Origin of the sequence: Pseudomonas orientalis, from assembly GCF_002934065.1 — a bacterium.
Taxonomy (GTDB): Bacteria; Pseudomonadota; Gammaproteobacteria; order Pseudomonadales; family Pseudomonadaceae; genus Aquipseudomonas; species Aquipseudomonas orientalis_A.
Map to the genome: position 1 here is coordinate 3467541 of NZ_CP018049.1, position 20193 is coordinate 3487733.

Annotated in this window: 18 protein-coding genes; 5 read left to right on the forward strand and 13 right to left on the reverse strand. The window is 61.6% G+C overall.

The features are described 5' to 3' along the window. The first annotated feature begins 220 nt into the window (after positions 1 to 220). Both BOP93_RS15405 and tal read left to right on the forward strand, forming a co-directional pair. Positions 221 to 472, forward strand: coding sequence for a DUF6124 family protein (locus BOP93_RS15405; RefSeq protein ID WP_065885027.1), 252 nt, complete (start codon positions 221 to 223; stop codon positions 470 to 472). Between the two features lie 572 nt (positions 473 to 1044). Next, positions 1045 to 1968 (forward strand): transaldolase, encoded by a 924-nt coding sequence (tal, locus tag BOP93_RS15410; RefSeq protein WP_104503325.1) that lies wholly within the window; start codon positions 1045 to 1047, stop codon positions 1966 to 1968. A 67-nt stretch (positions 1969 to 2035) separates the two neighbouring features. Here tal and aqpZ read toward each other — a convergent pair whose 3' ends face one another. The 4 genes from aqpZ to BOP93_RS15435 all read right to left on the reverse strand — a co-directional run bounded on the left by aqpZ (position 2036) and on the right by BOP93_RS15435 (position 6472). Continuing rightward, the gene (gene aqpZ, locus BOP93_RS15415) at positions 2036 to 2740 is read right to left on the reverse strand and encodes an aquaporin Z (protein ID WP_104503326.1); all 705 of its coding nucleotides are present in this window, start codon (positions 2738 to 2740) and stop codon (positions 2036 to 2038) included. Between the two features lie 790 nt (positions 2741 to 3530). Continuing rightward, positions 3531 to 4091, reverse strand: coding sequence for a hypothetical protein (locus tag BOP93_RS15425; RefSeq protein WP_104503327.1), 561 nt, complete (start codon positions 4089 to 4091; stop codon positions 3531 to 3533). Between the two features lie 22 nt (positions 4092 to 4113). Next, the gene (locus BOP93_RS15430) at positions 4114 to 5301 is read right to left on the reverse strand and encodes a sugar transporter (protein WP_104503328.1); all 1188 of its coding nucleotides are present in this window, start codon (positions 5299 to 5301) and stop codon (positions 4114 to 4116) included. 172 nt (positions 5302 to 5473) lie between these two features. Beyond that, complete coding sequence (locus BOP93_RS15435) at positions 5474 to 6472, reverse strand: bile acid:sodium symporter family protein (RefSeq protein ID WP_104503329.1); 999 nt, start codon at positions 6470 to 6472, stop codon at positions 5474 to 5476. A gap of 84 nt (positions 6473 to 6556) precedes the next feature. Between BOP93_RS15435 and BOP93_RS15440 the strand changes: the two genes are divergently transcribed. Next, on the forward strand, positions 6557 to 7345 hold the full coding sequence (locus BOP93_RS15440; protein ID WP_104503330.1) for an AraC family transcriptional regulator: 789 nt from the start codon (positions 6557 to 6559) through the stop codon (positions 7343 to 7345). Between the two features lie 97 nt (positions 7346 to 7442). After that, positions 7443 to 7874 carry a hypothetical protein gene (locus BOP93_RS15445; protein ID WP_104503331.1) on the forward strand — a complete coding sequence of 144 codons (432 nt, stop codon included), beginning with the start codon at positions 7443 to 7445 and terminating at the stop codon, positions 7872 to 7874. Positions 7875 to 7994: 120 nt separating this feature from the next. On the opposite strand, the gene BOP93_RS15450 is transcribed toward BOP93_RS15445, so the two are convergent. From BOP93_RS15450 to BOP93_RS15490, 9 genes are all read right to left on the reverse strand, one after another. Further along, on the reverse strand, positions 7995 to 9239 hold the full coding sequence (locus tag BOP93_RS15450; RefSeq protein WP_104503332.1) for a zinc-dependent alcohol dehydrogenase: 1245 nt from the start codon (positions 9237 to 9239) through the stop codon (positions 7995 to 7997). Between the two features lie 93 nt (positions 9240 to 9332). Further along, positions 9333 to 10277: a methyltransferase gene (locus tag BOP93_RS15455; protein WP_104503333.1), complete on the reverse strand. Its 945-nt coding sequence runs from the start codon at positions 10275 to 10277 to the stop codon at positions 9333 to 9335. A gap of 12 nt (positions 10278 to 10289) precedes the next feature. After that, positions 10290 to 11669 (reverse strand): iron-containing redox enzyme family protein, encoded by a 1380-nt coding sequence (locus BOP93_RS15460; protein ID WP_104503334.1) that lies wholly within the window; start codon positions 11667 to 11669, stop codon positions 10290 to 10292. Positions 11670 to 11947: 278 nt separating this feature from the next. Beyond that, on the reverse strand, positions 11948 to 13690 hold the full coding sequence (locus BOP93_RS15465) for an ABC transporter substrate-binding protein (protein ID WP_065885013.1): 1743 nt from the start codon (positions 13688 to 13690) through the stop codon (positions 11948 to 11950). 161 nt (positions 13691 to 13851) lie between these two features. Beyond that, positions 13852 to 14124, reverse strand: coding sequence for a DUF2160 domain-containing protein (locus BOP93_RS15470; RefSeq protein ID WP_003232363.1), 273 nt, complete (start codon positions 14122 to 14124; stop codon positions 13852 to 13854). A gap of 11 nt (positions 14125 to 14135) precedes the next feature. After that, the gene (locus BOP93_RS15475; protein WP_430758796.1) at positions 14136 to 14930 is read right to left on the reverse strand and encodes a carbohydrate ABC transporter permease; all 795 of its coding nucleotides are present in this window, start codon (positions 14928 to 14930) and stop codon (positions 14136 to 14138) included. A gap of 31 nt (positions 14931 to 14961) precedes the next feature. Beyond that, on the reverse strand, positions 14962 to 15828 hold the full coding sequence (locus BOP93_RS15480; RefSeq protein ID WP_003174635.1) for a carbohydrate ABC transporter permease: 867 nt from the start codon (positions 15826 to 15828) through the stop codon (positions 14962 to 14964). Further along, entirely contained in the window at positions 15825 to 16922 is a 1098-nt protein-coding gene (locus BOP93_RS15485) for an ABC transporter ATP-binding protein (protein ID WP_104503335.1), read from the reverse strand. Before BOP93_RS15485 ends, BOP93_RS15480 begins: the two co-directional genes overlap by 4 nt. Beyond that, positions 16922 to 18016, reverse strand: a complete 1095-nt coding sequence (locus tag BOP93_RS15490; protein ID WP_065885009.1) for an ABC transporter ATP-binding protein — start codon at positions 18014 to 18016, stop codon at positions 16922 to 16924. The genes BOP93_RS15485 and BOP93_RS15490 overlap by 1 nt, the downstream gene beginning before the upstream one ends. 358 nt (positions 18017 to 18374) lie before the next feature. On the opposite strand from BOP93_RS15490, the gene BOP93_RS15495 reads away from it, so the two are divergent. After that, a complete protein-coding gene (locus tag BOP93_RS15495; protein ID WP_104503336.1) occupies positions 18375 to 20192 on the forward strand; it encodes a sigma-54-dependent Fis family transcriptional regulator in 1818 nt (605 codons plus the stop codon). Position 20193: the final 1 nt, after the last annotated feature.

Below are 20193 nucleotides of genomic sequence, written 5' to 3' on the forward strand. Positions count from 1 at the left end.
TGGCTAGCCTTCGCTTCGTCGCTGCATATCAGCGATCGGGTGTGAGATCCCGTGTATGAGCAGGCGCCATGCGCTACAACCGTCTATGGCGGCTATGTGCGGGCAGACTTCGGTCTGGCCGGGTCCTGTTTTCCGGTATCTCACCCCGCACATAGCTGCCACCTTTTGACGTGTGAGATCGGCAAAAGAATGGCTCCCAATCCAAGCAGGAGCTTCACGCATGAGCAAAATCGTCCCCGATCCACCCTATCCCGTTTTTGTTGCCCACGAAGACCTGAGTTTCGAAGACGCCATCGCCAACATTTCCTCGCTGCTACGCTGCGCCGCCACCACGGCCACCGAAACCGCCGAAGGCCTCAAAGGCACCCGACGCGACATGGCCTGTTCCACCGCCCACTTGATCGACATGGCCCGCACCCTCGCCGACCGCGCACTGGATTGCCTGCAACCCGGCCCCGCCAGCAACCCATAACCCATGTGGGAGGGGGCTTGCCCCCGATGCGGTGGGTCAGCCAATTAATCCGTATCTGACCCACCATCATCGGGGGCAAGCCCCCTCCCACAGTTGGCCTGTGTCGCCTGATCTTGAGCGACATGCCCGCACCCTCGCCGACCGCGCACTGGATTGCCTGCAACCCGGCCCCGCCAGCAACCCCCTCCCACAGTTGGCCTGTGTCGCCTGATCTTGATCGACATGCCCGCACCCTCGCCGACCGCGCACTGGATTGCCTGCAACCCGGCCCCGCCAGCAACCCCCTCCCACAGTTGGCCTGTGTCGCCTGATCTTGATCGACATGCCCGCACCCTCGCCGACCGCGCACTGGATTGCCTGCAACCCGGCCCCGCCAGCAACCCGTAACCCATGTGGGAGGGGGCTTGCCCCCGATGCGGTGGGTCAGCCAATTAATCCGTATCTGACCCACCGTCATCGGGAGCAAGCCCCCTCCCACAGTTGGCCTGTGTCGCCTGTCTGAATGCATCAATGACTGCTCGGAAAGTGGTACAACAGGGGTTTGCGCCAATCCTTATCGGAGGCCTGCACGCATGACGTCCAAACTCGAACAACTCAAGCAATTCACCACCGTGGTCTGCGACACCGGCGACCTGGAAGCCATCAGCCGTCTGCGACCGGTGGACGCCACCACCAACCCTTCTCTGCTGCTCAAGGCTTCGGCCATCGCGCATTACGGCGATATCCTGCGTAGCGCGCTCGACCTGTCCAAAGGCGATCTGGGCCTGGCCTGCGATCAGTTTTCCGTGGCGGTGGGCTGCGGCATTCTCAAGGTAATTCCGGGACGCATCTCCACCGAAGTCGACGCACGTTTGTCCTTCGATGAAGACGCGCTGTGGGCCAAAGCCAATCAACTGATCGCCCTTTATGACCAGGCCGGCGTCGGGCGCGACCGCGTGCTGATCAAACTCGCGTCCACCTGGGAAGGTATCCGCACCGCCGAACGCCTGGAAAAAGCCGGCATCCAGACCAACCTGACCCTGCTGTTCTCGTTCGCCCAGGCCCAGGCCTGCGCCGATGCCGGTGTGTTTCTGATTTCACCGTTCGTGGGCCGCATCTACGACTGGTACCGCAAGCACACCGGCCTGGACTACACCGGCGCGGACGACCCGGGCGTGCAGTCGGTGACGCGGATCTACAACTACTACAAGGCCAACAGGATCGACACCGTGGTGATGGGCGCAAGCTTTCGCACGCTCAGCCAGATCGAGCAATTGGCCGGTTGCGATCGCCTGACCATCAGCCCCGAACTGCTGCAAAAGCTGGATGAGGACACCGGCCCACTGCAACGCAAGCTGGCGCCAGGCGCCGCAGGTGAAGCGCGCCAGTCATTGACTGAAGCGCAATTTCGCTGGGCCTCCAATGAGGATGCGATGGCCACCGAAAAGCTGGCCGAAGGGATTCGCCAGTTTGCCAGGGATCAGGAGAAGCTGGAGGCGGTACTGGCTGCGCTGTGAAGCGGCAAGATCAACCGTGATCAAAAAATGCAGGAGGGAGCACGCCCCTCCTGCACGGCCGCAAGCATCAGGTCGCGGGGCGATCATCCAACGCACGCCCTGCCAACGCCCCCATCAACCCACCGACGATTGGCGCCAGCCAGAACAACCAGAGCTGTGACAGGTACTGCACCCCGGCAAACAACGCCGGGCCGGTGCTTCGCGCGGGGTTGACCGAGGTGTTGGTCACCGGGATCAGCACCAGGTGGATCAGGGTCAGCGCCAGGCCGATGGCGATAGGCGCAAAGCCCGGCACCGCCGCTGGCGCCGTGACGCGCATGATGATCAACACAAAAAAGAACGTGGCAATCAGTTCGGCCAGGGCGGCGGACTTCATGTCGAAATGGCCGGGGCTCAAAGGACCATAACCATTGGCGGCGAACCCACCCGGCTCGAAACCGGGCTGGCCGTTGGCGATCAAGTACAGTGCCACGGCAGCCACAACGGCCCCGCTGACCTGCGCCGCGATGTAAGGCAGCACATCCGCACCGCACACACGGCGCCCGGCCCACAGGCCAATGGTCACCGCCGGGTTGAAATGCCCGCCGCTGATACCGCCCACGGCATAGGCCATGGTCAATACCGTCAGACCAAACGCCAGCGATACCCCGGCGAAGCCAATACCCAACTCTGGAAAGGCCGCCGCCAGAATGGCGCTGCCGCACCCGCAGAAGGTCAGCCAGAAGGTCCCCAGAAGCTCTGCGATCAAACGCTTTTGCACAATCGACTCCATTGCTGTTCACGTGCCGTCACCACGGGAGGTGGGCGGTCCCGCGAGACGGTAGCAATGGGCAATGATGGCTCCTGTAGGAATTGTCCGGTTTTAGTTGCGCGCGGGATCAGCAATGTCCGGCGTCTGCTTGTGCCACCGACGGTAAACTATCCAAATCCGTAGCGCCGGTGGATACGCTGTTCGTTTTGTGTGGGAGGGGGCTTGCCCCCGATGGCGGCCTCAGAGCCAGCCAGTATCTTGGATCAGAGCGAATACATATCCATTATTTAGGTAACGGCCACTTAGGGTTCCGCCCTGACGGCGGGTCACTTTGGAAAAAGCCCCAAAGTAACCAAAGGGCTCTTGCCCCACCACTCGGCACCTCGCCCAGGCTCGGTGTGCCCGAACGCAGGCTTGAATCCGTGGGCCGCCGCAATGGGCCATCCATGGCCCAGTGCGGCTAACCCGGCGTCCTGCCGGGTTACCCACGAATTCAAGCCCGCGTTCGGCCAGCGTGGTTTAACGGGGCGCCTAAGATCAAAAGCGGCTCGCTGCGCATCGTGGTTACCGCACGCTTCTATGGCCTACAACGTTGTGTAGATATCTATGCCCCGATGAGGGAGTCAGTAAGTGCATCAGTGACTGACACACCGCCATCGGGGGCAAGCCCCCTCCCACATTTGGCCCGAGGTGCATCAGCGAATCACTGAGTGTGATAGGGCGCAGGCTAAGGGCAAGGATGTCGTAAACGAAAACGGGCGACCTTGCGGTCGCCCTCTATAAGCTCAGTCAGTCAGCAAAACCGCACTTATCAGTGCACAGTATGATAGTTGCTTAAAGCATTCATATAGGCCGCCTTAACTGTCAGGCCTACAGTATCCAGTACCTGCGCGTTAAGAGCAGCGAGCTTGTCACCTATCAAGCTTTGCCCCGCCTGCTTCAACTTGAGCCGGGAGCGCCCGGGGTATTTCGTGCCGGCGATGTCCACCGTCAGGCTAACCTCGCAGGCGTAATAGTCAGGAGCGTTCCAAGTCTTGACGAATACTCTGTCGATTTCGACGCTGGTTTTGAGTGTCGAAGTGGAAGAAACGCCCACCGCACGTCGGGTGAACTCGGTCCAGTCGTCAACAGGCACGTTGGCAAAACCCTCGTAAAGGCCGACCTTGTAATTCGCAGCATGCCAAACGACCTTGCTCGACTCCTTGCAGCGCGTACACTTTTCAGCCCCAGTCACTTGCACGATGTCGGCCTGTACAACCCCTCCTTTGATTGCCGCCAACTCGGCCTCCGTCGAGTACGCCGCGAAGTGCAACTGGTTGGTCACACAGCCACTGAGCGCTAACAGCACACATGCAACCATCAAGTACTTCATCAATCACCACTTCCTGTGAAATTCATTTGTTAAGCGGCACACCCTGCCCAAACCGCCGAATCGCCAGGCAATACCCCACCAATGCCAGCCCCGCCAGCAACCCGCCCGCCGCGCCGATCCAGGCGAAGCCGAAGTGGCTGCCGACCCAACTGCCCATCAACGCGCCGCCGCCGATGCCGATGTTGTAGATGCCGGAAAACATCGCCATGGCCACGTCGGTGGCGTCGGGTGCCAGCACCAGCACTTTGGACTGCATCGCCAGGCCAAAGCCCATGATCGCCATACCCCAGAACACACTCAGGCCCACCAGGTAGGATTCGGCGCCGCTCAACGGCAACATCAGCGCCAGGCACGCGGCGAGCAGAAACACGCTGCTGATCACAAAGACATGCGGATTGAAACGATGCACCAGGCTGAACAGCAGCGAGCCGATGATGCCGGCACCGCCGAATACCAGCAGGATCAGGGTGACCGCACTGCCGCCCAAACCAGCGACGCCTTCGACGAAGGGTTCGATGTAGCTGTAGGCGGTGAACTGGGCGGTGACGGTCATCGCGGTGAGCACGTAGAGCGCCACCAGTGCCGGGCGCTTGAACAGCAGCGGCAGGCTGCGCAGGGAGCCGGAGTTCTGGCTCGGCAACGGCGGCAAGGTGCGCCACAGCCAGAACACCAGCGCGGCGGCGAACGCGGCGATCACCAGGAAGGTGGTGCGCCAGCCCATGGCCTCGCCCAGCAGGCGGCCCAGGGGAATACCCAGCACCATCGCCAGGGACGTGCCGGTGGCGAGCAGGCCCAGGGCCTGCACTTGCTTGCCCTGTGGCGCCAGGCGCACTGCCAGGGAGGCGGTGATCGACCAGAACAGCGCATGGGCCAGGGCGATGCCGATCCGGCTGACCATCAGCAGGCCGAAACTGGTGGCCACGCTGGACAGGATATGACTGACGATAAACAGGCCGAACAGCACGATAAGCAATTTGCGCCGTTCGACGTTACGCGTGAGCAGCATCACCGGCAGAGACGTCAGCGACACGATCCACGCATAGATAGTGAGCATCAGGCCGACGCTGGCCACGGGCATGTCAAAGCTGGCGCCGATGGCACTGAGCAGGCCGACCGGCACGAATTCGGTGGTATTGAATACAAAGGCGGCCAACGCCAGGGCGATGACCGGTTGCCAATTGGCTTGGGGGGTTGCGGCTGAAAGGCTCATTGCGGGGCGAGGTACTCTGACAGTGATCAAACGGCCGCGCAGGACACGCGGGGCCGTTGAGCATTCTATAGGTTTCTCGCGGCGCTGTTGGCCCTGATCCTGCCCGGTTATCGCATGACGGGTCAGCGCGACGCCCTAAGCGCCCGGTTGAATCGGCCTGATCAGCCCCGACTCACGGATCCACCTGCGTCATCAACTCGGGAATGCTTTCCGGGCGCCTGGCATAGCGCTGGGCCAAGGCCGCGCACACCATCAACTGAATCTGGTGGAACAGCATCAATGGCAAAATCAACACGCCCATGCTCGCCCCGGCGAACAACACCTGGGCCATCGGCACGCCGGTGGCCAGGCTTTTCTTCGAGCCGCAGAACAGGATGGTGATGCGGTCTTCCTGGCTGAAGCCGAACGCCTTGCCCAGCAGCGCGGAGGCCACCAGCACCAGCGCCAGCAACACGCAGCACGCCAGCACCAGACCGCCCAGCTCCCACAGCGGAATCTGGTGCCAGATGCCTTCGTTGACCGCCTCGCTGAACGCGCCGTAGACCACCAGCAGGATCGAGCCCTGGTCGACGAACTTGAGCCAGGATTTATTGCGGCCAACCCAGTCACCGATCCAGCGTCGGGCGATCTGGCCGGCGACGAACGGCAGCAGCAACTGCACGCTGATCTTCAGGATCGCGTCGACGGTGGAGCCGCCATCACCGTGTACATTGAGCAGCAGGGTCACCAGCAAGGGCGTGAGAAAGATACCGAACAGGCTCGAGGCCGCCGCGCTGCAGATGGCCGCCGGAATATTGCCGCGCGCCAGGGAGGTGAAGGCAATCGCCGACTGCACGGTGGCCGGCAGCGCGCAGAGGTAGAGCATGCCCATGTACAGGTCGTTGCCGATCAGCGGCGACAGCACGGGCTTGAGCGCCAAGCCCAGCAGCGGGAACAGCACGAAGGTCAGGCTGAACACCAGCAGATGCAGACGCCAGTGCCCCGCCCCGGCGACGATGGCCTGGCGCGACAGCTTGGCGCCGTGCAGGAAAAACAGCAGCGCGATGGCAAGGTTGGTGACCCAGCCGAACGCCACGGCGGTCTGGCCGCTGGCCGGCAGCAGCGAGGCGAGGACCACCGTGGCGATCAGGGCCAGGGTGAAGTTATCGGGCAGGAAACGCGGACGGGTCATAAGCAAATCTTCCAGGGGTTGCCAAGCGCATTGGGCGACTCTAACGTAACGATCTATTACCGACTAACGCCAATGAGCCAGTAAATGCCGCCTAAAGGACAGGAAAAAACCGTCCGACGCACGATTCCCGGGCTGTCCAGCCTGCCGCGCCCCGTGTATGGACGCACCGAATCGCTGCCCAATCGCGCACTGACGCGGCGGCACAGCCATCCCTGGGTGCAGTTGTCCTATGCCATTTCCGGGGTGCTGGAGATCCAGACCAGTGCCGGCCGCTTCGTCGCCCCGCCCCAGCGTGCGGTGTGGATTCCGGCGGGCATGCCGCACCGCGTCTACAGCGCGCCCCACACCGAGATGCGCAGCCTGTACCTGGATTGCAGCGTCACGGCGTGGGCGGCCGGGCACTGTCACGTGCTGGAGGTGAGCAGCCTGTTGCGCGAGTTGATCCGCAGCTTCAGCGAACGGCCGGCGGACTATGCCGAAGATGGCCCCGATGGCCGCCTGGCCCAGGTGATACTCGACCAACTCGCCGCCGCGCCCCAGGTGGACTTGATGCTACCCCTGCCCCATGACGCCCGCTTGCGGCAGATCTACCGCAGCCTGCACCTGCATCCGGAGCAGCAGACCACCCTGGGGGATTGGAGCCGCAAGCTGGGGATCAGCGAAAAAACCCTCAGCCGCTTGTTTCTGAGTGACACCGGGCTGACCTTCCGCGCGTGGCGCCAGCGCCTGCGCCTGCTGAGCGCCCTGCCCGCCCTGGAGCAAGGCGAGCGGGTAACGGACGTGGCGCTGGGCTGTGGTTATGAATCGACGTCGGCGTTCATCAACGCGTTTCGCCAGCAATTCGACGCCACGCCGGGGGAATTTTTCCGTTGAGGATTGGCCCGCCCACTGCAAAAAATCCCCAAACACGCGCTCGGCTGGTATTGTGCCGCGCTTTGGAACACCGCTACCGACTTGCGAGGAATAGACGTTGGACACTGACGAAAAAATGACCGGAGACCTGTTCGAGGTCGATAAGCGCCTGTCACTCAAGCCCGTGGTGGACTTCAACGCCTACCTGCGCAGCGCGTTCGGCGACGGTTCGTGCACCTGCATACGCTGCAGCGCCAGCGGTGGCGATGAAACCGGCTACGGCTTCCAGCACACGTTCACTTTCGACGGCAAGCCCACCCACCGCCGCTTTGCCGCCACGGCAGGCAGCGATGTGTTGATAGTGCTGAAGAAGGCCTGGTTGTCTTACACCAAGGCCGAGTTGCCGCTCAGCGGTGTATTGGCGCTGGAGACGGTGAAGGAGTTCGTTGAACCACAACTGCACAAGCGCCTGGCGCCGCTGCTGTTGGCCAGCGGGTTGGTGAAGGATGTCGATGACCAGTTGCACATTCAGCCACAAGCATCGACTTGAACGCACTTCAAATGTGGGAGGGGTCTTGCCCCCGATAGCAGTGTGTCAGCCAACCAATGCTTAGCTGGCTCACCGCAATCGGGGGCAAGCCCCCTCCCACATTGGTTTTGTATTGGCAGATTAAAAACCGGGAACGCCTTGCATGCGGAGCTCGGGAGACAGTTCTTCCAGCGGCTCGGTCAGCGGCCGTTCGCTCATCCCCGGCAGCAGAATCACCTTGCGGCACTCCTCCTCGGCTTTATCAAACAGTTCATAGCCTCGCGCGGCTTGTTCCAGAGACAGTCGATGGGTAACGATTGCCTCGGGATTCAAATGCCCGAGTTCAATGTGCTCAAGTAATTCCGGCAGGAAGCGTTGCACGTGGGTCTGACCCATCTTGAAGGTCAATCCCTTGTCAAATGCGTCACCGAACATAAAGCCATGGATAAAGCCGGCATACACCCCGGCCACGCTGACCACCCCGCCACGGCGCACGGCCGCGATGCACTGGCGCAGGGCCTTGCCGCTGCTGCCTTCGATCTTCAGGGTGGTGAGAATGGTTTCCGTGGTGCTGCCCTTGGCTTCAAAACCCACCGCATCCACCACGCCGTCGACGCCGCGCATACCGGCGGTCTGGCGGATGATGGTGTCGGCCGGGTCGTCGTCCTCTTCAAAGTTGATCGGGATCACGCCATACATCTTTTGTGCGTAGGCCAGGCGATAGGGATGATCGTCGACCATGAAAATTTGCTCTGCACCGAGCATCTGCGCGCACGCCGCGCTGAGCAGACCCACGGGGCCGGCGCCGTAGATCGCGACGCTTGCGCCTTTGCCGATACCGGCATTGGTCACCGCCTGCCAGGCCGTGGGCAGGATGTCGGAGAGGAACAACACCTTTTCATCCGCCAGCAACCCAGGCACCTTGAACGGCCCGGCGTTGGCCTTGGGCACCCGCACCAGCTCCGCTTGGCCACCGGGGATGCCGCCGTACAGGCGGCTGTAGCCGAACAACGCGGCACCCGGGGGAATCGCCTTTTTATTCAGGATTGCGCCGCGCCCGTCGTTGGTGGTTTCGCAGGCGGCGTACTGCTGCAACTGACAGAAAAAACAGTCGCCGCAGGCGATCACGAAAGGAATCACCACGCGGTCACCGCGCTGCACCGCCGTGACCGCCGGACCGGTTTCTTCGACGATGCCCATGAACTCATGCCCGAAGATATCGCCGTGCTCCACCGTCGGGATCTTGCCCCGGTACAGGTGCAGGTCCGAGCCGCAGATCGCGGTGGCGGTGACGCGCAAAATGATGTCGTCGGGTTGCTCAATGATCGGGTCAGGGACGGTATCGACCTGGACTTTATGGGCGCCTTGGTAGGTCATCGCGCGCATGGGCTGCACTCCTGTGATGGGGACTTACTAGTTAAGGGCACGCCCCGCGCCGGGTGTTCCATCACCGTGCGGCGGTAAGCGATAAATGGTCGTTCAGCGCAGGCGCGTGACCGTGAGCGCCACCACGGCGATCCGCTCGACGCGCTCATACCCTGGCTTGTCGAGTTCTTCGCCGAAGACGTCCGGGTCCAGCTCACGGTAGGTCCAGCCATAGGCATCGCTGGCCAGCAACGGCTTGACCGCGTCCAGGAAAGGATCGCCGCCGGCCACCATCGCCACGCCGGTATACAGCAACAGGCAACCGCCGACGGCCAGGCGCCCGAGGGATTCGCCGGCGATGCGCACCGACAACTGCTCGCCCAACGCACCACCGCCATGGCGATAGGCGCGCTGGCGGTCGTCATTCATGTACGGCGGGTTGGCGACGATCAGGTCGAATTCGCCTTCGACGCTGGTCAGCACGTCACTCTGGTAGACACTCACATTCGCGAGGCCCGCCAACTCGGCATTCACCGCAGTCAGGCGCAGGGCGCGCGGGTTGATGTCCACCGCGAGCACCTCGGCGTCGTGCCGCGCATGGGCGACGACCAGCGCACCGACCCCCGCCCCGCAGCCAATATCCACCGCGCGCTTGAGCGGCTCGAAGCGCTGCTGCAAATGGGCTTCGATTACCTGGGCGAATCGATAGCTGTCAGGGCCGAAAAACACCGCGTCCGACTCCACGGTGGGATAAGGCGAATGGGCAAACAACAGGTCACCCAGGCTCGACCAGCGCACGCTGCTGCGCCACAGCGCGTCGTGTTTTTCAATCACTCCGGCTTGTTGCAGCTCTTCACGAAAGGCCTCAGGCAGCAAGTCGTTGTCGAACGGCATGGACCAGCCGAACACATCGCGCAGGTTCATCGCCAGCGGGGTCGACAAGCGCCGGAACACGCGCTCGTGGGTCAGTGGTGTCGGGGTGATAAAACGGTAGCCGCTCTCCTTCAAGCCTCGGCCAAGGTTGAGCAGGGCACGATCGGCCAGTTGTTGTGCAGACATGGACAGGTTTCCTTAGCGCAGACGCGCGCGCAGTTGGATAAAGCGGCGGGTGGCATACAACCCGGCAGGGCTGCAGTGGCGCCGCGCCGACATCCACGGGATCAGCGCGCCCAGTTGCTGCTCATCGGGCAGGCTCCACAGTGATTCGACGAGGGCCTGGGTATCCGGATCCGCCGGGCGGTGCTGCTCGCGGCTGAAACGGCTGCCGCGCCCGGGGCGTACCGGCGTCACACGCTGGGTGCCGATCCAGTCACCGGCGATCCAGTCATGCAGTACCTGTTTTTCATAGCCGCTGAACACCCCGAACATCGCCGCGCCCGCGCCTTCGATCAACTGCCAGAAGCGGCTTTCGGCGGGGTCCTGGTTGCGTTTGATCCAACCCTTTTCCTCCATCGCCCTGAGGAATTCCCCCATCTGCCCGGGCTTGGCCAGCCACTGATTGACGGTCTTGCCTTCGAAGCGGCAGTAGTCCGAATGCATATGCTGGCCAAAGCTGCGCTTGCGTTCGAGCATGGCCATCACTTCATCCTGCAGATCAAAACCTTCGATGACCGCAGTAGTGCCTGGGCCAAGGTCATTGAGGCGATAGCCGGCGGCGACGCGACGGTAGAAGTCTTCCCTGCCCTCACCCAGCGGCAGCAGGTTGAGTACCGACTGCGCGGCTTTGCTGGCGTGGCCGCTGCTGGCGTTGTCGATGGTCACGTGAAGGGTGAAGTAATAGGGGTCGATGCCCAGCTCGCTCAGTTCGTAGGCAGTGATCAGCAGGTGCAGCGGCAACTGCTCATAGCCCAGGTTGTAGCCGATGATTTCCGGCAGGAACTCCTCGGCACACAGGCCCAGGGCCAGTTGCAATGCGCCTTGCAGATAGTGGCCGTCCTCGAGCCCCGCCTCGCTGTCGGCATCATGCTCGCTGAGCAGCTTGCGATAGATCACCACATGGTTCTGTGCGGCTTCGCCGTCGCCCAACTCTTCAAGGTAAGTGGTCAGCAGACCGTCGAAGCGCTGATCCTGCCAATAGCGCAGCAGGCCATAGAGCCACGCACCGTCGACCTGTTTGGTCGGGGCCACGCGTTGCAGCACATACAGCGCGTGCGCCTTGTTGTGGAAGTAGCGGCGCGGCCGGCCTTGCTGGCGTTGCTCCAGGTACTCGGCGTAGGCCTGGGCCACGGCGGCGCAACGCTGTTCCACCCAGGCCGGCAACTGCTCGGGCACATCCGGGAGGTCGCTGACGGTCCCTTCCACCTGGGCCAATTGATCCCGCAGGTAATCACGCGCCACGTGCGTGGCATCCGCAGATTCACCGTACAGCTGTTGGTAGACCCGTTGATGGCGACCCTGGGCCGAGTCTGTGACAGAGGCCGGTTGGCCCGACAGCGCTGTGAGGAGTGTCATGGTGGCAGTTTCCGCAAAGTCCGTTACAACGGGCCAGCCTGCAAGGCGGCCCCGCAAAAGCGCTTGAACCACGCGCCTATAAAATGCAGAGCCTTGGGAGGTGCGGAAAATTCAAATGAGGTTGTTGAAGGGGGGATAAGCGGTAGCTGGGCAAAATGAAAATGTGGGAGGGGACTTGCCCCCGATAGCAGTGGATCAGTCAATGAATTCGTCACTGACACACCGCTATCGGGGGCAAGCCCCCTCCCACATTTTTTACATCCTGGGTTGCTGCTTTGTTATTTACGCGCCGCCTCCCACTGTTTGAGCAGGTCGTTGTAGTTCACGGTCTCGCCTTTGGGCTTCTCGTTGGCCAGTTTCGGTTTCGGCGCGCCAGGCTGGTCGAACCAGTATTGCGCGTCGCGCTCGGGGTTCATTTTCGGGCCGCACACCGGTTGCACCTTGGAACGTTCCAGGCGCGTCATGATCGCGTCCTGCTCCTTGGCCAGGTTGTCCAGCGCCTGTTGCGGGGTTTTCTCGCCGCTGGCGGCGGCGGCGATGTTGCTCCACCACAGTTGCGCCAGACGTGGATAGTCCGGCACGTTGGTGCCGGTCGGCGACCACTCGGTGCGGGCCGGGCTGCGGTAGAACTCCACCAGGCCGCCGAGTTTGGGGGCCATGTCGGTCATGGCCTGGGAGTTGATATCGGACTCACGAATCGGCGTGAGGCCGACGATGGTTTTCTTCAAGGACACGGTTTTGGAGGTGACGAACTGCGCGTAGAGCCAGGCCGCGAGTTTCTGTTTCTCCGGCGTCGACTTGAGGAAGGTCCAGGAACCCACGTCCTGATAGCCCTTCTTCATGCCCTTCTCCCAGTACGGCCCGACCGGCGACGGCGCCATGCGCCATTTCGGCGTACCGTCGGCGTTCACCACCGGCAGGCCCGGCTTGACCATGTCCGCAGTAAACGCGGTATACCAGAAGATTTGCTGCGCAATGTTGCCCTGGGACGGCACCGGACCGGATTCGGAGAAGGTCATGCCCGCCGCTTCCGGTGGCGCATAGGCCTTCATCCAGTCCACGTATTTCTGCGTGGCGAACACCGCCGCCGGGCCGTTGGTGTCGCCGCCGCGGGTCACGCTGGAGCCCACCGGGTGGCAGTCCTCCACGCGAATGCCCCACTCGTCCACCGGCAGGCCGTTGGGCAAACCCTTGTCGCCGCCACCGGCCATGGAGAACCAGGCATCGGTGAAACGCCAGCCCAGGGAGGGGTCTTTCTTGCCGTAGTCCATGTGCCCATAGACGCGCTTGCCGTCGATCTCCTTGACGTCTTCGCTGAAGAATTTGGCGATGTCTTCATACGCGGACCAGTTCACCGGCACGCCGAGCTCGTAGCCGTACTTTTCCTTGAACTTGGCTTTCAGCTCCGGGCGCTCGAACCAGTCGGCGCGGAACCAGTATAGGTTGGCGAACTGCTGGTCGGGCAGCTGGTAGATCTTGCCGTCCGGCGCAGTGGTGAAAGACAGGCCAATGAAGTCCTTGAGGTCCAGGGTCGGCGAGGTAAAGTCCTTGCCTTCGTTGGCCATCAGGTCGGTGATGGATTCGGTCTTGCCGTAGCGAAAGTGCGTGCCGATCAGGTCCGAGTCGTTGACCCAGCCGTCATAGATATTCTTGTCCGATTGCATCTGGGTTTGCAGCTTCTCCACCACGTCGCCTTCCTGCAGCAGGTCGTGGGTCAGCTTGATCCCGGTGATTTCGCTGAAGGCCTTGGCCAGCACCTTGGATTCATATTCGTGGGTGGTGAGGGTTTCCGACACCACGTTGATCTTCATCCCACGGAAGGGTTCGGCGGCCTTGATAAACCACTTCAATTCCTCAAGCTGCTGGGCTTCGGTGAGCGTGGACGGTTTGAACTCGCTGCCGATCCATTTTTTCGCCGCATCTTCATACGCATCCGCCCAGGCCGAAGCGCTCAAACCACTGAGGGCCAGTACGGCGGCCAATGAAATGCTATGTCGCAGCTTATTGTTTTTATTCAACATAGAGACCTCCAGGTTAATTTCACACGGGACTCGCAGACACCCCTCTCTTGTAGGAGCGAGCTTGCTCGCGAAAAACTCACAAACACCGCGGGCTACCAGAAGCACTGCGTTATCGTTGACGATTTTCGCGAGCACGCTCGCTCCTACAGGGTGGTGCACACCTAGCCCCAACGCATCACACTCAACAGCCATACCAGGGAGAGCGCGGACGCCACCCAGATGCTCCAGTCGGTAACGCCGATGACCAGCAAATGCAGGTAGGCGCTGCCGAGAAGACCGATAAACAAGCGATCACCACGGGTGGTGCTGATCGGCAGAAAACCGCGCCGAGGGATACTCGGCGAGCGCAACTCCCAGGTGGTCATGCCCGCCAGAATCAGCGCGATGCCGCCAAAGAACAGGGCTGTGGGGGTGGTCCAGGCCATCCATTCCATCATTGATTCCTCTAGACCCGGCCCAGGGCAAAGCCCTTGGCCACGTGGTTACGAACAAACCAGATCACCAGCATGCCCGGCAGGATGGTCAACACCCCCGCCGCCGCCAGCACGCCCCAATCGATACCCGAGGCCGACACCGTGCGGGTCATCACCGCCGCGATGGGCTTGGCATTGACCGAGGTCAGCGTGCGCGCCAACAACAGTTCGACCCAGGAAAACATGAAGCAGAAAAACGCCGTCACCCCGATGCCGGAGCCGATCAGCGGGATGAAAATCTTCACGAAGAACTTGGGAAACGAGTAGCCATCGATGTAGGCGGTTTCGTCGATTTCCTTGGGCACGCCGGACATGAAACCCTCAAGAATCCACACCGCCAACGGCACGTTGAACAAACAATGCGCCAGCGCCACTGCGATATGGGTATCGAACAGGCCGATGGACGAATACAGCTGGAAAAACGGCAGCAAAAATACCGCCGGCGGCGCCATGCGGTTGGTCAGCAGCCAGAAGAACAGGTGCTTGTCGCCGAGGAAACGGTAGCGCGAAAACGCGTAGGCTGCCGGCAACGCCACGCTCAGGGAGATCACCGTGTTCAGGCTCACGTAGTACAGCGAGTTGAGGTAGCCGGTGTACCAGCTGGGGTCGGTGAGGATCACCTTGTAGTTGGCCAGGGTGAAATCCTGCGGAAACAGGGTCAGCCCGCCGAGGATTTCGGTGTTGCTCTTGAAGGACATGTTCAGCAGCCAGTAGATCGGCACCAGCAGGAACAGGATGTAAACCAGTAGCGGGATAACTTTCTTCATAAACGTAAGACGCTTGCTCATGTTGGCGGCCTCAGCGGTTGGCATCGGAATGGGTCATGGCGGTGTAGAACAGCCAGGACACCAACAGGATGATCAGGAAGTACACCAGGGAAAACGCCGCCGCCGGGCCCAGGTCGAATTGGCCCACGGCCATCTGGGTCAAGGTCTGACTCAAAAATGTGGTGGCATTACCCGGCCCGCCACCGGTGAGTACGAACGGCTCGGTGTAGATCATGAAGCTGTCCATGAAGCGCAGCATCACCGCAATCAACAGCACGCTTTTCATCTTCGGCAGCTGGATATGTCGGAACACCGCCCAGGCCGATGCGCGATCGATGCGCGCCGCCTGGTAGTACACATCCGGAATCGCGCGCAGCCCCGAGTAGCACAGCAGCGCCACCAGAGATGTCCAGTGCCACACATCCATCACCAGCACGGTGACCCAGGCGTCCGCCGTGTTGGCCGCGTAGTTGTAGCTGATGCCCAGCGCATTGAGGCTGTAACCGAGCAGGCCGATATCGGCGCGCCCGAAGATCTGCCAGATGGTGCCGACCACGTTCCACGGGATCAGCAGGGGGATCGCCAGCACAATCAGCACCAGCGACGACCAGCGGCCCTTGGTCGGCATGGTCAGGGCGATGGCGATGCCCAGGGGGATTTCGATCAGCAGCACACAGGCCGAATAGATGAACTGGCGCAGCAGCGAGTCATGCAGGCGTGGGTCGAGCAGCACCTGTTTGTACCAGTCGGCGCCGACGAAGTAGCGGCTGGACTGGTCAAAAATATCCTGCACCGAGTAGTTGACCACAGTCATCATCGGGATCACGGCACTGAACGCCACCAGCAGGAACACCGGCAGCACCAGCCACCAGGCCTTGTTGTTCTGCACCTTGTTCATGGCAGCACCTCCAGCAGGTAATCATCGGCGTAGAGCATCAGCCATTGCGCGGGGAAGCTGATGCAGGCGCGGCCTTCGGGCACTGGTTTGTCTTCGGCCAGGCGCACTTTGAGCGTGGCGCCGTCGAGGTTGAGGGTCATGATCTTGTAGGTGCCCAGGTCTTCCACGTGGGTGACGTCGGCCTGCAGCGCGTCAGGGTTGGGCTCGTCCCACACGTGGATGAACTCCGGACGAATACCCACCTGCAGCTTTTTGTAATCGGTGGTCTCGAGGCGTCGCTGCAAGGCTTCGGACAGTGGCAGGTGGGTGCCGGCAAACCGCACCCCGCCCGTCTCGGCCTGCACCTCGATCAGATTCATCCCGGGGCTGCCGATGAAATAGCCGACAAAGGTGTGGCTGGGGCGCTCGAACAATTCGCGCGGCGTGCCGAACTGCACGATCTGCCCGCCGTACATCACCGCGATCTTGTCGGCGAAGGTAGAGGCTTCCAACTGGTCGTGGGTGACGTAGACCATGGTGATATTGAACTGCTCGTGGATCTGCTTGAGCTTGCGCCGCAGTTTCCACTTCAGGTGCGGGTCGATCACCGTCAGCGGCTCATCGAACAGGATTGCCGAGACGTCGTCGCGCACCAGGCCACGGCCCATGGAGACTTTCTGTTTTTCGTCAGCGGTCAGGTTGCGGGCTTTTTTGCTCAGCAGGTTCTGCAGGTCGAGGACCTCGGCGATTTCCTGCACCTTGCTGTGAATTTTCGCCTCGGCCATGCCCTGGTTGCGCAGCGGAAACGCCAGGTTGTCGAACACCGTCATGGTGTCGTACACCACCGGGAACTGGAACACCTGGGCGATGTTGCGCTTCTCCGGGGTGAGGTCGTTGACCACCTGGGTATCGAACAACACCTGGCCCTCGGACGGGCTGAGCAGGCCGGAGATGATATTGAGCAGGGTCGACTTGCCGCAGCCCGACGGCCCGAGCAAGGCGTAGGCACCGCCCTGCTCCCACACGTGGTTCATTTCCCGAATGGCGTAGTCTTCCGGCCCATTCGGCGTCGGACTGTAGCTGTGCGCCAGGTTGCGCAAATGGATCTCGGCCATCAGGCAACCCTCGCAATACGGCGCCCGGGGGCCTGGACCAAACGGCCCTGGCCATCGAACACAAACAGTTTATGGGTGGGGATATACACGCGGATCGGCGCGTCGACGTCGTACTCATGCACCCCAGGCAAGTGCAGCACCAGCAGGAAATGTTCGCTGCGCACGTGCAGGAAGGTTTCCGAACCGCTGATTTCAGCCACCTCCACGGTCACCGCCAGTTCCAGGTCATCGTCGTTGCTGGGTACCAGGCTGATATGGCTGGGGCGCACGCCGAAACGGAATTCGCCTTCGCCGATGGGACGCAGGTCGACATTCAGCGGAAAGTGCACGAAGTTGGCGAAGCTCACTTCATTGCCACTGATGCGCCCCGGCATCAGGTTGATCGGCGGCTCGGAAAACAGCTCGGCCGCCAGTACGGTCTGCGGCTGGTGATAGACCTCGGCGGCCTTGCCGCTCTGGATCACCCGGCCCTCGTGAAGAATGGTGGTGGTACCGCCCAGCGCCAGGGCTTCGTTGGGTTCGGTGGTGGCGTAAATGGCGATGGTGTGGCGCGCCTTGAACAGTTCGCGCATTTCCTGGCGCAGTTCTTCGCGCAACTTGTAGTCCAGGTTGACCAGAGGCTCATCGAACAGGATCAACTCGGCGTCCTTGACCAGGGCCCGGGCCATGGCCGTACGCTGCTGCTGGCCGCCGGACAGTTCCAGCGGGTGGCGTTGCAGGAATTTCTCGATACGCAGCATCCGCGCCGTTTCCAGCACCTTGCTCTGGATCAGCTCATTGGACACACCGGCCTGGCGCAAGGGCGAGGCGATGTTCTCGAACACGGTCATGGTCGGGTAGTTGATGAACTGCTGATAGACCATCGACACGTTGCGCAGGCGTACCGGCTTTTGCGTGACATCCACACCGTTCATCAGGATGCGGCCGCTGTCGGGCTTGTCCAGCCCGGCCATCAGGCGCATCAGACTGGTCTTGCCGGACAGCGTGCGACCGAGCAATACGTTGAAGGAACCGGGTTCGAAACGCAGGGTGGCGTCGTCGATCCAGGTTTGACCTTCAACAACGCGGGAGACATGTTCCAGGGTCAATGACATGACACGACCTTTTTATTATTGGAATGAATCTGGCCAGTTGTCAGAGCGAGTTTCGTGCCAAGGATGGCAGGTGATTGATTCACAAGGGAATGGGCTCAGAGGCATGTTCAAGCGTGAATAAAATGAACAGTTCAGGCTGAACAATTGAACAGATTTGCAGTTGACAATGAACAGTTGTGAACAACACTTTATGGGCGATGAAGATCAAATGTGGGAGGGGGCTTGCCCCCGATGGCGGTACATCAGTAACGGAAGTGCTGACTGATACACCGCTATCGGGGGCAAGCCCCCTCCCACATGGGTCTGGTTACATCCGTTGGATTGTGTAAGCCCAATAACAATAAAAAGAAGGTCACCCATGGCCGAACCACTGGCTCACGACACCATCATCCAGGACTCCTGGCGCCGTTGCCGCGCGTTCGGGCTGGATCACCAAAGCGTCCCCAGCTTCGATCAGTTGCCCGCCGAGGGCATTCGGCAGTTGCTGGAGAGCCAGCATTCACTGGTGCAGACCACCCACCAGGAGGTGCTGCCCTACTACGAAAACATCCTGAGCAATTCCAACTGCCTGATCATGCTCGCCGACAACCAGGGCCAGGTCCTGACGTCGTGGGGCACCCAGCGGTTTATCGAACCCGGGCTGGCCCGTGGTTTCAGCGCAGGCGCCAGCTGGATGGAGCGCGCCAGCGGCACCAATGCCATCGGCACCGCCCTGGCCTGCGCCCAGGCGGTGCATATCGAACACGACGAACACTTCCTCAAGGCCAATCGCTTCATGACCGGTTCGGCGGCGCCGATTTTCGACGCCCAACGCGAGATCATTGCGGTGCTGGATGTGTCCAGCGACAGCTACCTGCCGCCCTCCCACACCCTGGGCATGGTCAAGATGATGAGCCAGACCGTGGAGAACCGGCTGATCCTCAACCTGTTTCGCGGCGAGCATTTCCAGCTGACGTTCAACACCGGCCTGAGCAACCTCGACAGCCAGTGGGCGGGCCTGCTGATCTTTGATGAAAGCGGCCAGGTGCTGTCGGCCAACCGCCGCGCAGACAACCTGCTGGGCATCAGTTTGTCGCGGGTGATGATCGACAGCCTGTTCAAGGTATCGCTGCTGGAGTTGTTGAACCAGCCGCAGGGGCTGCCGTTTTCCCTGCAGGCGCCGGGACGCAATCGCTTCCAGTGCCTGCTCAAGCGGCCCCGGCAAACGCCGGTACAGGCGCGGGTGTTCAATCCGCCTGCGCCGTCGAAGCCAACCGCCGTTAGCCTCACCACCCTGCATTTCGGCGATGCGCGTGTGGAAAAAGCCGTGCGCCAGGCCGAGCGCCTGCTGGAAAAGGACATTCCGTTGTTGATCCACGGCGAAACCGGCGTGGGCAAGGAGGTGTTCGTCAAGGCCCTGCACCAGGCCAGTTCACGCAGCCGGCAGGCACTGATCGCAGTGAACTGTGCGGCCATTCCGGCTGAGCTGGTGGAATCGGAACTGTTTGGCTATGAAAAAGGTGCATTCACCGGCGCCAATCAAAAAGGCAGCATCGGCCTGATCCGCAAGGCCGACAAGGGCACACTGTTTCTTGATGAAATCGGCGATATGCCGTTGCCGACCCAGGCCCGCCTGCTGCGGGTGCTGCAGGAGCGGTGCGTGCAACCGGTGGGCAGCAGTGAGGTGTTCGCGGTGGACCTGCGCATCATCTCGGCGACCAACCGCGCGCTACGGGAACTGGTACAGGCCGGGCGCTTTCGTGAGGACTTGTATTACCGCATCGGCGGCCTGACCCTGGAGCTGCCGCCGTTGCGCGAGCGCAGCGACAAGCAGGCGCTGTTCCAGCAACTGTGGCAGCAACACCGCGAGCCCACCCAATGGGCCGGGCTGAGTGGCGAGGTGCTCAAGCTGTTCGACCAGCATCCGTGGCCGGGCAATTTGCGTCAGGTGAGCAGTGTGTTGCAGGTGGCGTTGGCGATGGCCGAAGAACAGCCGATTCGCCCGGAGCACCTGCCCGATGACTTTTTTTCCGACTTGAAACAGGCGGCGCCGCTGTCCAGCCGCGAACGCCTGGATGACAACCTTGACCTCAACCAACGCCTGGCCGCCGCGGGCGGCAACATTTCCCACCTGGCGCGGGAGCTGGGCGTGAGCCGAAATACCCTCTATAAGCGCCTGCGCCAGCACGAAGGTTGAT